12 protein-coding genes and 1 tRNA gene are annotated in these 14,768 nt (G+C 38.8%); 10 read left to right on the top strand and 3 right to left on the bottom strand.

Features of this window, described 5'->3' with window-relative positions; all coding sequences use genetic code 11:
• The first annotated feature begins 10 nt into the window (after nucleotides 1-10).
• Together AC6UD1_RS02065 and rlmD are read left to right on the top strand one after the other, a co-directional pair.
• Nucleotides 11-1,030, top strand: a complete 1,020-nt coding sequence (locus AC6UD1_RS02065; protein WP_500693576.1) for a diacylglycerol kinase — start codon at nucleotides 11-13, stop codon at nucleotides 1,028-1,030.
• A 42-nt stretch (nucleotides 1,031-1,072) separates the two neighbouring features.
• A complete protein-coding gene (gene rlmD / locus AC6UD1_RS02060) occupies nucleotides 1,073-2,449 on the top strand; it encodes a 23S rRNA (uracil(1939)-C(5))-methyltransferase RlmD (protein WP_500707185.1) in 1,377 nt (458 codons plus the stop codon).
• Nucleotides 2,450-2,475: 26 nt separating this feature from the next.
• On the opposite strand, the gene AC6UD1_RS02055 is transcribed toward rlmD, so the two are convergent.
• Nucleotides 2,476-3,816, bottom strand: a complete 1,341-nt coding sequence (locus AC6UD1_RS02055; protein WP_500707184.1) for an APC family permease — start codon at nucleotides 3,814-3,816, stop codon at nucleotides 2,476-2,478.
• A 107-nt stretch (nucleotides 3,817-3,923) separates the two neighbouring features.
• Entirely contained in the window at nucleotides 3,924-5,489 is a 1,566-nt protein-coding gene (gntK, locus tag AC6UD1_RS02050; RefSeq protein ID WP_500696546.1) for a gluconokinase, read from the bottom strand.
• Between the two features lie 205 nt (nucleotides 5,490-5,694).
• On the opposite strand from gntK, the gene AC6UD1_RS02045 reads away from it, so the two are divergent.
• The 7 genes from AC6UD1_RS02045 to AC6UD1_RS02015 all read left to right on the top strand — a co-directional run bounded on the left by AC6UD1_RS02045 (nucleotide 5,695) and on the right by AC6UD1_RS02015 (nucleotide 12,436).
• Nucleotides 5,695-6,507 carry a GH25 family lysozyme gene (locus tag AC6UD1_RS02045; protein WP_500707183.1) on the top strand — a complete coding sequence of 271 codons (813 nt, stop codon included), beginning with the start codon at nucleotides 5,695-5,697 and terminating at the stop codon, nucleotides 6,505-6,507.
• Nucleotides 6,500-7,495, top strand: a complete 996-nt coding sequence (locus tag AC6UD1_RS02040; protein ID WP_500707182.1) for a Gfo/Idh/MocA family protein — start codon at nucleotides 6,500-6,502, stop codon at nucleotides 7,493-7,495. The genes AC6UD1_RS02045 and AC6UD1_RS02040 overlap by 8 nt, the downstream gene beginning before the upstream one ends.
• Before the next feature lies 1 nt (nucleotide 7,496).
• Nucleotides 7,497-8,765: a DEAD/DEAH box helicase gene (locus AC6UD1_RS02035; protein WP_500707181.1), complete on the top strand. Its 1,269-nt coding sequence runs from the start codon at nucleotides 7,497-7,499 to the stop codon at nucleotides 8,763-8,765.
• A 50-nt stretch (nucleotides 8,766-8,815) separates the two neighbouring features.
• Nucleotides 8,816-8,888, top strand: a tRNA-Arg gene (locus tag AC6UD1_RS02030).
• 144 nt (nucleotides 8,889-9,032) lie between these two features.
• Nucleotides 9,033-9,920 carry a GRP family sugar transporter gene (locus AC6UD1_RS02025; protein ID WP_500693583.1) on the top strand — a complete coding sequence of 296 codons (888 nt, stop codon included), beginning with the start codon at nucleotides 9,033-9,035 and terminating at the stop codon, nucleotides 9,918-9,920.
• Nucleotides 9,921-10,052: 132 nt separating this feature from the next.
• Nucleotides 10,053-10,940, top strand: a complete 888-nt coding sequence (locus tag AC6UD1_RS02020) for a GRP family sugar transporter (RefSeq protein ID WP_500693584.1) — start codon at nucleotides 10,053-10,055, stop codon at nucleotides 10,938-10,940.
• Between the two features lie 134 nt (nucleotides 10,941-11,074).
• Entirely contained in the window at nucleotides 11,075-12,436 is a 1,362-nt protein-coding gene (locus AC6UD1_RS02015) for a gluconate:H+ symporter (RefSeq protein ID WP_500693612.1), read from the top strand.
• A gap of 95 nt (nucleotides 12,437-12,531) precedes the next feature.
• On the opposite strand, the gene AC6UD1_RS02010 is transcribed toward AC6UD1_RS02015, so the two are convergent.
• Nucleotides 12,532-13,470: a glycosyltransferase family 2 protein gene (locus AC6UD1_RS02010; protein WP_500696551.1), complete on the bottom strand. Its 939-nt coding sequence runs from the start codon at nucleotides 13,468-13,470 to the stop codon at nucleotides 12,532-12,534.
• 192 nt (nucleotides 13,471-13,662) lie between these two features.
• Between AC6UD1_RS02010 and wecB the strand changes: the two genes are divergently transcribed.
• Entirely contained in the window at nucleotides 13,663-14,766 is a 1,104-nt protein-coding gene (gene wecB, locus AC6UD1_RS02005) for a non-hydrolyzing UDP-N-acetylglucosamine 2-epimerase (RefSeq protein ID WP_500707297.1), read from the top strand.
• The last annotated feature ends 2 nt before the right edge of the window (nucleotides 14,767-14,768 follow it).

Here is a 14,768-nt window from a genome sequence, read left to right as displayed (position 1 = left end):
TGATGTAAGAATGGTCAAAAAAGCACGAGTAATTTACAATCCAACGTCTGGACGTGAAATGTTAAAACCGCAGTTGGTTAATATTTTGGATGTTTTGGAGAATGGTGGATATGAAGCCAGTGCTTTTGCGACCACTCCCAAACCACACTCAGCACGTGATGAAGCCGCCCGTGCATCTGAAGAGGGATTTGATCTCATCATTGCGGCAGGTGGAGATGGGACCATCAATGAAGTAATTAATGGCATTGCTCCACGTGATTATCGACCACAATTAGGAATCATTCCCGCTGGAACTACCAATGATTTTGCGCGTGCATTGCACATTCCTCGAGATGATTACGTTGAAGCTGCTAAAGTGATCACTAAGGGCAATGTTTCAAAGATGGACGTTGGTAAAGCATACAATGATGAAGTGACTAATTATTTCATTAATATTGCGGCTGGTGGGTTTATGACAGAATTAACTTACAATGTTCCTTCTGATTTAAAGACTATTTTTGGGTATCTTGCATACCTGGTAAAGGGAGCAGAAATGTTGCCAAATGTGAAGCCAGTTCCGATGTTATTAAAGTATGATGGTGGAGAATATCGTGGGAAGGCTTCAATGTTTTTTTTAGCCATGACTAATTCAGTGGGTGGTTTTGAACAAATTGTTCCAAACGCAACCATGGATGATGGTAAATTTACCATGATTATTGTTAAAACCGGTAATTTAGTTGAAATGTTGCAATTAATTGCTAAAGCGTTTAATGGCGGTCGGCACATTGATGATCCTAGGATTATATACAAAAAGACCAATACATTTGAGGCTTTTCCTGGGGATGATAGTCGCTTACAGATTAATCTTGATGGCGAATACGGTGGTGATGCTCCGATGAAGTTTGTCGATCTAAAGCAGCGAATTAGTATTTATTCCAACCTTAAGACTGATGATATCAGTGAGTCGGCTAGTGTCGCTCCTCAGGTCAAAAATGTTGAAAAGAAGTTCGTCAGAAAAGTCGATGAACTTCCGTCTGATAGTAAAAAATAAGTTTTGCCGTGTAACGGCAAAACTTTTTAGTAAGGAGAACAAATGAGCGCTAAAAAAGAAGCTCCAGTACAGAAAAACCAAGACCTCACGGTAAACGTGATTGATTTGACTTACCAGGGAATGGGGGTTGGTAAGGTTTCCGATTTTCCGATTTTCATTGAGGATGCTCTTCCAGGTGAGAAAGTCCAGATCAGGGTGATTAAAGTTAAAAAGAACTTCGCCTTTGGAAAATTAGAAAAGATTATCGAACCAAGTCCCAATCGAGTTCAAGCAATTGATCGACGGTATACGCAGTCTGGGATTGCTCCATTACAACACCTTGCATATCCAAAACAATTAGAGTTTAAACAACATCAGATTGAGGAATTGTTTAAGAAGGCTCATTTAAACGTTGCTGTTGCTCAAACAATTGGAATGGATAATCCATCAAAATACCGAAATAAGGCTCAGATTCCGGTTAGGAAGATGAATGGTCAATTGGAAACGGGTTTTTATCGGCGCCACAGTCATGATTTAATTCCAATTGAAGATTTTTACATTCAAGATCCCCACATCGATGAAGCCATTATTAAGGTTCGGGATGTTTTACGAGCTTATCATGTTAGTGCTTACAATGAGGCAACTCACAAGGGTTGTATTAGGAATATTATGGTCCGTTATGGAAAAGCAACCGGCGAGATGATGGTAGTTTTGGTTACCAATGGTAAAAACTTGCCACATAAAGATGAAATTATTAAATCCATTAATGATCAGTTGCCTGATTTAGATAGTTTAATTCAAAATGTTAATGATTCTCACGGGAATCGACTGATGGGGGACACGAACATCCTGTTATCAGGTAAAGCTTACATCAAGGATGAACTCTTAAACACCAAGTTTTTGATTTCACCAATGTCGTTTTACCAGGTTAATCCGGTTCAGACTGAAAAACTTTATTCTTTGGCCATCGATAAGGCGCAATTATCGAAAAATGATGTGGTGGTTGATGCGTATTGCGGGATTGGGACAATTTCACTGGCAATGGCACCAAAAGTTAAGCATGTGTACGGAGTTGATGTGGTTGCTGAGGCAATTGAAGATGCCCGAAAGAACGCTAAATTAAATCATATTGATAATGTTAGCTTTGTGGTTGCAAAGGCTGAGGATCAGATGAAAAAGTGGGCAGAGCAGGACATTCGACCAAATGTCGTGGTAGTTGATCCGCCAAGAAAGGGCCTTGATCCAACCTTTATTGCTAGTGTCTTAGAGATGAAGCCAGAACGATTAGTATATGTTTCATGTAGTCCTGCTACTCTTGTACGGGATTGTCAGGCTCTAATTGATGGTGGCTATGAAATTAAACAACCCGTTCAACCAGTGGATCAATTTCCGCAAACACCGCATGTTGAAAGTGTAACGGTGTTGGAAAAGAGTAAATAAAAAGAATCTAGCTCGCTAGATTCTTTTTATTTTTCAGTTGAAATTTTGTTTTTCATCATTTTATGCCAGTAATAAACTGGAATTCCTATTAAAGTGGCTATGATACCAATGATAGCCAAAACGGTTTGGGTCAGGATCGTTGAAACTAAGATAAAGATCCCCCCGACTAGTGCGAGAATTGGGACAATTGGATACCAAGGTACTTTGTATGGGCGAACCAACTCCGGTTCACGCTTTCTTAAGATGAATAAAGCAACGAACAAAAGGCAATTAAATATCCACATCACGAAAACTAACATATCAGTTAGCATATCAAAACTACCCATGAAAATCATAACGACAGCGATCATAAACATAAATAATCCCGAAATATATGGGGTAGCAGTGTGTTTAGAAAGTTTTGCAAAGTATTTACTAAATGGTAATTGATCGTCTTTACCCATTGCATACGGAACTCTGATCCCGGTTAAGATGTAACCATTCATAGCGCCATAAACGGAAATTAAGATGCCAATGGTCACTAGTTTTCCGCCAATGCCACCAAATAGTTTCATGGCAACTTCATAGGCGGTGTTTTGATTTCCTGCAATTTGGTCAAGTGGCATATTTTTTAAGAAAACCCAGTTTACCAAAACGTAGATGATCATAATAAAAGTTAAACCCAAAATAATGGCCTTAGGCAGGTCCTTTTGGGGATTTTTCATTTCGCCGGCGATGCTTCCGATGTTGATCCATCCATCGTAGGCAAACATTGTGGCCAGTAATCCGCCACCAAAAGCAGTTAATAGGTTAGTGGAGCCATGGTTTTGGATTGGAGGCCAAAAAGATACGTCAACGTGACCCGGGAGTAATAGTCCAGCAATTACAATGATAAAGATAGGAATTAATTTGACAATTAGTGTCAAAGATTGGACTCTTCCGGCCACTTTTGATCCTAAAAGGTTAATTAACGTAACACCTAATGCACAAATAATTGCAATGGTAATTGAGAGTGATGTTGATAAGTGAAACAAATTAATTAGTTGAGTGGAGAAAACAATTGAGAGAGCCGCTAAGTTGGCCGGAAAATACACAAGGATTTCGGCCCATCCCAGTAGGAATCCAGTTAGCGGTCCATAAGTATACTTTAAGTATTGAATGGTTCCTCCAGTTTTAGGAATGGCCGCAGCCAATTCTGAAACCGTTAGTCCACCACAAATTGTTAAAAGGCCACCAATGATCCATGCTAGGATGGTGAGAGTGACAGAATGAGTATTAGATACGACACTGGCAGTTTTGAAAAAGACTCCAGCACCGATCACGGTTCCCATGACGGTTGACAGGGCAGCACCGATTCCAATGTTTTTCTTTAAGTTGCTTTGAGGCATTTGATCCACTCCTTTTTGCGTAATGGTTAATTATAGCATGGGGCCAAATCGAAGTCAGTACATAAAATAAAAAAGCATCCAATTGGATGCTTTTTAGTGATATTGATTTAGTCTTCGTCTTTTGGACCGGTTTTCCAATCATTTTCATGTTCACGTTGGTAATTAGCAATGTTCTTGTATTCTGGTTGAAGATGACGACTTAGACGAATGTAAATTGGGATCAATTCACGATAAGCTTGGTAATTCTTTGGATTTGGTTTATGAGTATTGGTAACCCCAACAAACTTGCTGACGTCGTAAAGGCTGTCAATCATGCCTAAACTGTACATTCCAAGGGTAGCAGCTCCAAGAGCCGTACCTTCGAAGCTTTCTGGAATGTTGACGTCTTGTTCAAAGATGTCGGCTAACATTTGGCGCCAAAGTTCTGAACGAGCAAAACCACCAGTTGCTTGAATACTCTTTGGTTCGCCAACAACTTCTTCAAGGGCTAACATAACGGTGTAGAGGTTATACACGATTCCTTCAAGAGCAGATCGAATCATGTGGGCACGAGTGTGTTTTCTGGTCAAACCGAAGTATGTTCCACGAGCGTCGGCATCCCAGATTGGAGCTCTTTCACCACCCAAGAACGGTAAGAAGATTAACCCTTCGGATCCTGCTGGAATCTTAGAAGCAATTTCAGTTAGAAGATCGTAAGCATCAATATTCATCTGTTCGGCAGTGACTTTTTCTGGCAAGCAGAGTTGATCACGAACCCAACGGAAGACAATTCCACCGTTATTAACGGGTCCACCGACAACCCACATATTCTTAGCTAGGTAGTAACAGAATACACGACCCTTAGGATCAATCGTTGGCTTGTCGTTAACGACACGAACGGCACCAGAAGTTCCAATTGTGACAGCTACTACACCAGGTTTAATGGCGTCTACCCCTAAGTTAGCCAGAGGACCGTCAGAAGCACCAATGATAAATGGTGTATCTTTATCAATTCCGATTTTATTGGCGTATTCTTCGTTTAAGCCCTTTAATTGATAAGTGGTGTCTACTAATTCAGGCAGTTGATCACGCTTGATGCCAGCAACTTTTAAGGCTTCATCGTCCCAGTCCATGTCAAAAATATTGAATAGGCCAGTTGCATTAGCGATCGAATAGTCTTCTTTTAGAACCCCAAATAATTTATAGTTGATGTATTCTTTAACACCAACAAAATAACGGGCTTTTTTAAACAATTCAGGCTTTTCATTTCTGAGCCACATGGCCTTTACAAGTGGTGTCATTGGATGAGTTGGAACACCAGTCTTTTTGTAAAGTTCCATTCCAATGCCGTTTTCTTTTAATTTATCTGCGTATTCAACGGCACGATTATCTGCCCAAGTGATTGCGCGGGTGAGTGGCTTGTGGTTCTCATCCAAGAGGATCAAACTGTGCATTGCACACGAATATGAAACTCCCTTGATGGTGTCTTTTTTAGGGTCTACTTTTTTAAGAACATTTTGTAGACCTTGAATCATCGCTGAGAAAATCTCCTCTGGATCTTCTTCTGCCATGTCGGCAGTGTCTTGATACAAAGTATATCCATCGTTTGAATAACCTTTAACTTCACCTTTGTCATCGTATAAAACGGTTTTGACACTTGTAGTTCCGATGTCGACCCCAATTACGTTTTCCATTATAATCTTTCCCTTCCATGCTAGTTGATGCACTCTATGACAGATTTCATGCCAACTTTATTAAGTGATCGAGTAAAAAAATTATACTACTTATAACGCTTTCATTATATTGAAATCAACGTTTGAATTCAAGCGAATATCAATAAATAGTGATAATATTGATTTATAATTATACTAATTATAAGAAATGATTGAGGAGGTCCAAATGACTGAGATTAACCGGTCCAACCTTCGAAAAAAAGTAAGAAAAGAAAAATTAACTAGGTGGGCATTAATTGGACTGGTTAGTGTACTGCTACTAGTTATCGTTATTTCCATTTGGATGTACTTTGCTCATAAAAATCGTGATCGCGAATTACTTTTGAAAAAGTATCCAGTTCAGGGTGTGACGGTAAATCAAGACGATGGGTACATCGATTTTACGGCACTTAAACAGAAAGGCCAAAAGTTCGTGTACATTCGTTCTACTCAAGGAGCAAGCTTTGCTGACGATAATTTTGACAATAATTACAATCGCAGTCAGGGATCTGGTTTAAAGATTGGGGTTTATCATACCTATGGATTTAAGAGTAGTATTGAAGACCAAGAGAGTAATTTTATAACTCAAGTCAAAGATAATACCGGGACGCTTCCAATCGTCATTCAAGTTCAATATTACTATCCGTATGATGAAAACAACGTGAATTTAAAGCAACAAAAGAAACGGATTAATGAATTTGTTCAGTTTTTGTACCAGAGATACGATCGACCTGTTATTATTAATACTAACGAGAAGATGTACCGAGAATTTAGATCAATTCCACACGCCGCTTTTTGGTTAAATAATGAAAGCGATGCAAAGAAACCGCACGTGCGCTTTATCAACATGAATTCTTCCGATCATTTAAACATTGATGGGCAGAAGGGAAGCTTTGATTCCGTAGCTTTTAATGGGAACCAGAAGCAGTGGAATCAGTATCTAGGTCAGGTAAATATTGTGAATAATGAAGAAGTACAATGGGAGAATTATAATGATTAAATTAGGAATAATTGGAACTAACTGGATCACACAAAAGTTTGTTGATGCTGCTGTTAGTACTGGCAAGTATAAGTTGAACGCTGTTTATTCAAGAAAATTAGATACGGCGCGGAAATTTGCTCAGCCAAATGATTGTGACAACATTTTTGATGATTTACAGGTTTTCTTTGAATCTGACAAATTCGACACCGTTTATATTGCTTCACCAAATGCCATTCACTATCAACAAGTCATTGAAGCACTTAAGCATGACAAGAATGTCATTGTTGAAAAGCCTGCTTTTATTGGACCATATCAATTCCAGTCTGCCATCGACACGTTAAAGCAACATCCCAAAGCTCGCTTAATGGAAGCAGCACGGAACATTCACATGCCTGCTTTTAAAGCGGTTCAAGATCAAATTGATGATATTAAAATTGATGGGGCAGAATTTACTTTTAGCAAATATTCTTCTCGATACGATAAGGTTCTTAAGGGTGAAGTTCCGAATGTCTTTAACCTTAAATTTGGTGGCGGAGCCTTGGAAGACCTCGGAGTTTATCCTGTGTATGATGCCGTTGCTCTATTTGGATTACCAAGAACACAGATGTACTATCCTAAATTCATTGAAACCGGAGCTGATGGTGGTGGAGTCGCTGTTTTAAACTATGGCACTTTTGATGTTACTTTAAACTTTAGTAAGGTGACTACTTCGTATCAACAATCAGAGATCTACTGTGGAAAGCAAACGGTCTTAATTGATAATGCTGGTGAGTTTACGGCAGCTAAATTAATGAATGAGGGTAAAGAAAGTGAGATTTCTCCTCTTTATACCGACAATCCGATGATTCCAGAAGCAAATGATTTTGCTGAAGTCATAAATCATCCAGGGAATCCTGTTTACGAAAATCGATACGTTGGAGGACTGAATTTAATGCAGAAAGTTAATGCTTTAATGGGACGTCTTGCTGATAGTGCTGGAATTCATTATTTACAAATAGGAGAATAGTGTGCTCGAACAATTTGTTAAGCGTTTTGAAAAATTAGGATATGAAAAACAGACCCCAATCCAAAAAGCAGTCTATGCACCGATGATTGAGGGTGAAAATGACATTGTCGCACTATCACCAACTGGTTCTGGCAAGACCGTGGCGTTTACAATGCCGATTTTGGCTAATTCGATGCCAGGGGTTGGCACACAGGTCATTGTGATCGAACCTACTCAAGAACTGGCGATGCAAGTGGCAGGTGTGATTAGAGATTGGGCGGTTTCTTTTAAAGTGAAAATTTTGCCATTGATTGGTGGAGCAAACGTTAAACGGCAACAAGAACAGTTAAAAAAACATCCAGAGATTGTTGTGGGAACTCCCGGAAGAATTCTTAGCTTGATTAATGAACGAAAATTAAAGGTTAATGACGTTGAAACAGTGGTCATTGACGAAGCTGATGATTTGCTCAACGATACTTCTTTAGATCAGGTTAAAAATATTATTGCTGCAGTTCCAAGAGATGCTCAGGCTGCCTACTTTTCTGCTACAGACACTGATGTTTTGTATCATCTAAAGGAAAAAATGGGTAAAAGTGCCGACATAATTGACGTTAGGGATATTGATCAAACCAGAGGTAAGGTAACCCATGGCCTCTTTCAAATCTCACGAGCCAAGCGAAATGAAATGTTAAACCGGTTATCTAAAATGCAAGGTTTTAAAGCATTAGTATTTTTTAATCAGACTGATACGCTTAATCGGGCTTTTAATTTCTTCAAACACGAGGGAAATGGCAAGGTACAAAAATTAGCCGCAGGTGAAAGTAAACAGAGCCGCAAAAAGGCGCTGGATGATTTTCGTTTGGGAAGAATTAAATTATTATTAACGACTGACGTGGCTGCAAGGGGACTTGACATTGCAAAATTACCAGCTGTGATTAATTATGATTTGCCAAATGAATCGAATACCTACATTCATCGTGTTGGTCGAACGGGCCGAATGGGTGAGCCAGGGTTAGTAATTAATTTTGGAGATGACCATGATCTTCGCGATTTAAAGCACGTTTTAGATAATAGTGAATATGAATTAAAACCAATTTATTATTTCAATGGGGAGATCGTTGATCACATTGATGACTCACAGTTAGAGCATCAAAAAGAAATCAAACAACAGGCACTGACTAAAAAAAGACAGGTGCACGAAGCTATCCAGGCTAAACCAAAAAAGAATAAACACCGAAAACGAAAACAAAAAGATAAGGGTAAACCAAGTAGTCATAAAAATCACCATTAGTTTGGTTCTTTACTAAATTTTTTATTCGTGAGAGAATAGAAAATGTTTTTGGCCCCATAGCACAACTGGATAGGGCAACCGCCTCCTAAGCGGTCGATCTCAGTTCGAGTCTGAGTGGGGTCATTTATATGCGCTAAAACACTTCATCTAAATGAGGTGTTTTTTATTTGGGCAAATGTTGCTGATAATAATTAATTAATTGATTTTTGGGCTTATGGGCGATTATAATGTGTTCTACACGGATTTATATTTTAGGAGGAAATTATATTGAATATCTTAATTGCTTTACTCCCAGCGTTAGGTTGGGGTCTTCTTCCTATTGCAACTGGGTTAATCGGTGGTAAACCAGTTAATCAGTTGATGGGAACTACATATGGAGCGTTAATTATTGCCATCCTTGTGTTTATTTTTAAACAGCCAGTGATCACCATGCAGGACTTTTGGTGGTGTTTACTTTCAGGGATGGCTTGGGCAGTTGGTCAAATGACTCAGTACATGGCCTTTACTCAAATTGGTGTATCACGAACGATGCCAATTTCAACTGGTTTGCAGTTAGTTGGTACTTCAGTTACCGGAGTAATCTTCTTTGGTGAATGGGCTGGCTTAATTCCCAAGCTAGCTGGTTTTGGATCAATTATTTTGATTATCATTGGGGTCTTACTAACAACTTTGAAAGACAATGGCAGTAATGAACCCAAGACGGCTGAAGAGAATGCCGCTCAGCATACTCGGAATGGTTTAATTCTGTTAGTAATTGGCATGTTTGGATATATCGGTTACTCTGATTTTCCAAGGATTGCTAATACCAATGGTTGGTCAGCCTTTCTGCCCCAGACGATCGGGATGGTCATCATGGGAACGATCTTTGTTATTATTAGTGCTTATAAAACCAAGGTTAATCCGTTTAAACAAGCTGTTTCATATAAAAACATTATTACCGGATTTTTGTTCGGATTTGGTGCCTTCTTCTATCTAATCTCGACTGAATTAAACGGAGTGGCCACTGGATTTACGATTTCACAGATGTGTGTTGTCATTTCAACCTTTGGTGGAATTATAATTCTTCACGAACACAAGACAAAGAAAGAACTAGTATTTGTCACACTTGGAATGATTTGTGTCATTCTTGGTGGTGTCATTACAAGTTTTATTTAAAATTTTATCTTTTCAAAAAAGGACACATTTGGTGTCCTTTTTTTGTGACTTTGAATATCGGTTTGATTTAAAAGGTAGTATATTGAACTTGAAGAGAATTATTAGAAATTATTTTAATTCGGGGGATTAAGTTTGAATATTTTAATTGCATTATTACCAGCTATTGCTTGGGGTATCTTACCAATTTCAATCGGTTTGCTAGGTGGAAAGCCAATTAATCAACTAATGGGTTCTACATATGGAGCCATTTTAATTGCTGTTATTGTCTATTTCATTAAGCAACCAGTGATTTCAAAAGAAGTTTTTTGGCTTTGTCTTCTGTCTGGGATGGCATGGGCAATTGGACAATATACTCAGTACACTGCATTTTCACTGATGGGAGTTTCGTTGTCCATGCCAGTGTCAACTGGTCTTCAGTTGATTGGCAATTCATTAACTGGAGTAATTGTTTTTGGTGAATGGGCGGGTTTGATTCCAAAGTTAGCTGGATTCGGATCGATTATTTTAATTATTTTGGGTGTTTTACTAACTACCAAAAAAGACAGAACGTTAGCACCAAAAACTGAGGAAGAAAAGCAACAGGTTAATATTAGAAAGGGTATTTTAGTTTTAATCGTCGGAACTTTTGGGTATGTTGGCTATTCGGCATTCCCAAAAGTTGCTAATACTAATGGATGGGCAGCGTTTCTCCCTCAAACCATTGGAATGGTCGTGATGGGAACTATCTTTGCCTGCTTTATAATATTTAAAACCAAGGTTAATCCGTTTAAAGAAGTGGCTACCTATAAAAATATTATCAGTGGTTTCTTGTTTGGATTTGGTGCTTTAACCTATTTGATTTCAACCGAATTAAATGGAGTAGCAACTGGATTTACGATTTCGCAAATGTGTGTTGTCATATCAACCTTTGGTGGAATCATCTTTTTACACGAACACAAAACTAAAAGAGAACTTTTATATATTACCATTGGAATGATTTTCGTCATTATCGGAGGAGTCATTACTAGTTTTATTAAGTAAAAGAAGAGGTGGCTAGTGCTATTTTAAAGCTTAATTTTAAAAGATGGTGTTGAAAACTGGCATGAAACCGTATACAATTAATTTATAGCGTTGTTTTAATTTAATAATTGGAAAGAGGAAAAGAAATGTCATACATGCCCTTCATAGTGTTGATTTTAGGAATCGCACTTCTCCTTTTCATGATCATCAAACTTAAGCTAAATACTTTTGTTTCCTTGATCATCACAGCTATTTTAGTTGCGCTTGGATTAGGAATGAACCCAGCATCAATTGCCGATGCCATTAAGACTGGTATTGGTAGTACATTAGGTGAATTGGCCATCGTCTTCGGATTCGGTGCCATGATCGGTCGTTTGGTTTCTGATTCTGGTGGTTCGTATCGAATTGCCAAGACGCTGATCGACAAATTTGGAAAGAAGCGATTACAGATTGCAATCGTAATTGCTTCGTTCATTATCGGAATGTCATTGTTCTTCGAAGTTGGATTGGTATTACTTACTCCAATCGTCTTCGCGGTTGCCCTTGAAGCCGATGTACCATTTGTTTATCTAGGAATTCCAATGGCGGCTGCATTGTCAGCAACCCAGGGATTCTTACCACCACAACCTGCTCCAACTGCTGTTGCCACAGCCTTGGGCGCTAATATTGGTGAGGTATTGCTCTTTGGTATCATTGTTGCAATTCCAGCTGTTTTAATTGCGGGTCCTGTCTTTACGAAGTTTGCTGAAAAGTTTGTTCCGAGCGCGTTCGTAGTCAAGAAGAGCCTGCCAGCTTTTGGTGAAGTTAAAGAATACAAATTAGATGAAACTCCTAGTTTTGGTCTTTCGGTTTTAACTTCATTATTACCAGCTATTTTCATGGCGGTTAATACCATTTACCAGTTAGTTTTCCATGGCGGGAAAGCAGTTGCTAAGCCATCAGGATTTGATGCTATTATCTCGATGTTAGGTAACCCAATGATTGCCATGGTAATCGCTTTAGTATTTGCCATCTGGTCAATGGGCTTCCATCGTGGTAAGAAAATGAGTGACGTTTCTAAGAGTATTGAAGCCTCCGTTAAATCAATTGCCATGCTTCTATTGGTTATTGGTGGTGGTGGTGCCTTTAAGCAAGTCTTGATTGATGGTGGTGTTGGTGATGCCGTTAAGAACATCATGATGCACTCATCACTATCTCCAATCATCCTTGGCTGGTTAGTTGCCGTTATTCTTCGTGTATCGCTAGGTTCAGCTACGGTGGCTGGAATGACTGCTGCCGGACTTGTTATGCCACTGATGTCTTCATTGAACGTTAACCCAGTAATGATGGCCTTAGCCATTGGTGCTGGATCACTTGCCGCATCACACGTTAATGATGCCGGATTCTGGATGTTCAAAGAATACTTTGACTTAACTATGAAACAAACTTTCTCAATTTGGACGGTGTTAGAAACCGTGATTTCAGTTGTGGGGCTAATAATGGTCTTGATTCTGAATGGAATTCTGGGAATGTTCTAAGTTAGTTAATAAATTCAAAAAGACTTCACTTTATGATGTGAAGTCTTTTTTGTATAAAAAAGCCACCTATAATTTATAGGTGGCTACCGGTTAAACTATGCTTCGTCCTTAATAATGTACTGAGGACGGTGTTTCGTTTCTAAATAAATTTTTCCAATGTATTTTCCTAGAATGCCCAAACAGAAGAGTTGGATTCCACCGATTAGGAGAATAATTGATACTAAAGAAGGCCAACCAGATACGGCTCCTCCAAAGAATAATGCCCTGATAACGACAAAAGCAATCCCAACGAGTGAGAATAAAAATGAGATTATCCCAACGTAAGTGGCAAAGGTTAGTGGGGCATCAGAGAAATCAATAATTCCTTCCATCGAGTATTCTACCAATTGTGAGAAAGACCAATGAGTTTCTCCAGCAGCCCGAGGGACCCCTTGATACTCTAAATATTTGGTGTTAAAGCCAACCCAAGCAAAGATTCCTTTTGAGAATCGATTGTATTCTGTTAGTTCATTTACTGCATCGACGTAACGTCGAGACATTAAACGATAATCTCGAACGTTAGGCTTAATTTTAACGTCTGACATTTTATCGATGACTTTATAGAACATCGAAGAACAGAAAGCTCGTACTGGATTCTGCTTTCTGCTTGTTTGGACGCAGCCAACGCAATCATAGTCCTGGGTCTGAATGATTTTAAGCATTTTAGGAAGGAGTTCCGGCGGATCTTGGAGATCAACGTCCATTAGTGCAATGTAATCGCCTTTGGCATTTCTTAGCCCAGCAGCCATTCCGGCTTCTTTCCCGAAGTTTCTTGAAAATGAGATGAAGTGAACGGTGTCAGGATGTTTTTCGTGAAGATTTTTAATGATCTTAAAGGTATTGTCACTTGATCCATCATTTATAAAAAGGTAATCAGGCTCATACTTTTCACCGTCTTTATTCATTTGTGCAAAAACCTTTTCCACAGTTTTGTAGAAAAGTTCAATTGATTCCTGTTCATTATAACAAGGAACAATCAGACTAATTTTTTCCAAAATTAATTACTCCTTAGTACTTGGCAATTAAACTTTTAAATTCAAAAATACATTACCAATTATTTACAGATTGTTTAATATCATTTTATCATTATTTAAAGTGGTTTGGCATCGGAATTGGGTAAATCTTTTGATATACTTAAGGTACTAGGCAAATGGGAGGGATTAAGTGTGACCAGACCAATTAAAGTTATGACTGTTTTTGGAACTCGACCGGAGGCCATTAAGATGGCTCCAATTATTTTAGAGATGAAGCGAAATCGAAACAAGTTTAAACCAATCACAGTGGTCACGGGTCAACATCGTGAAATGCTGCAGCAGGTTCTCGATATTTTCAAAATCACTCCCGATTATAATTTAAACATTATGAAGAATGATCAAACACTTGGAGATATTACTGTTTCTGTGATCACTAAGTTAAGTCCAATTATTTCTAAAACTAATCCAGATATTATTCTAGTTCATGGTGATACTACGAGTACGTTTGCCGCTTCAGTGGTTGCTTTTTATCATAAAAAAATGTTAGGTCACGTTGAAGCAGGGCTGCGTACTCATAATAAATATTCCCCATATCCAGAGGAAATGAATCGTCAATTAACGGATGTTTTAGCTGACTTGTACTTTGCACCCACGGAGTTAAGTAAGCAAAATTTAATAAAAGAGAATCATCCGGGGTCAAACATCTTTGTTACAGGAAATACTGCCATTGATGCCCTTCATCAAACGGTGAGTGATAATTATCATCATTCGATCTTAGATAACATTGATGATGGACAGCGGATCATCTTACTTACAATGCATCGGCGCGAAAATCTAGGTGAACCAATGAAACGAACGTTTCAGGCAATTAAACAAGTGGTTGATTCACATCCTGATGTGGACGTGGTTTACCCGGTTCATCTTAATCCAGTGGTTCAAAAGATGGCCCAACAGATTTTTAAGGGCGATTCTCGTATCCATTTGATTGCACCTTTAGATGTGGTTGATTTTCATAATATGGCTGCTCGGAGTTATTTTATTATGTCTGACTCTGGTGGGGTTCAAGAAGAAGCTCCTTCACTTGGAAAGCCCGTTTTGGTTCTTAGAGAATCGACTGAACGCCCCGAAGGAGTTAAAGCGGGCACTTTGAGATTAGTTGGGACTGATCCTAAGGCCATTAAAGATGCGATGGAGGACTTACTTGATAATCCAGATGAATACCGAAAGATGGCTGATGCTCATAATCCTTATGGGGATGGAACGGCAGCTAAGCAAATTTTATCTGCAATTGAGGCAACTTTTAAAGGAGAGTCCTAGCT

The organism is Fructilactobacillus sp. X8R1C1, assembly GCF_059900945.1.
The sequence above is the reverse complement of the archived record's forward strand: the minus strand, read 5'-3'. Positions and strand labels throughout refer to the sequence as shown.

Coding starts and splice junctions, on each gene's coding strand:
- AC6UD1_RS02065 (WP_500693576.1), top strand. CDS start 11: ATGGTCAAAAAAGCACGAGTAATTTACAATCCAACGTCTGGACGTGAA.
- rlmD (WP_500707185.1), top strand. CDS start 1,073: ATGAGCGCTAAAAAAGAAGCTCCAGTACAGAAAAACCAAGACCTCACG.
- AC6UD1_RS02055 (WP_500707184.1), bottom strand. CDS start 3,816: ATGCCTCAAAGCAACTTAAAGAAAAACATTGGAATCGGTGCTGCCCTG.
- gntK (WP_500696546.1), bottom strand. CDS start 5,489: ATGGAAAACGTAATTGGGGTCGACATCGGAACTACAAGTGTCAAAACC.
- AC6UD1_RS02045 (WP_500707183.1), top strand. CDS start 5,695: ATGACTGAGATTAACCGGTCCAACCTTCGAAAAAAAGTAAGAAAAGAA.
- AC6UD1_RS02040 (WP_500707182.1), top strand. CDS start 6,500: ATGATTAAATTAGGAATAATTGGAACTAACTGGATCACACAAAAGTTT.
- AC6UD1_RS02015 (WP_500693612.1), top strand. CDS start 11,075: ATGCCCTTCATAGTGTTGATTTTAGGAATCGCACTTCTCCTTTTCATG.
- wecB (WP_500707297.1), top strand. CDS start 13,663: ATGACTGTTTTTGGAACTCGACCGGAGGCCATTAAGATGGCTCCAATT.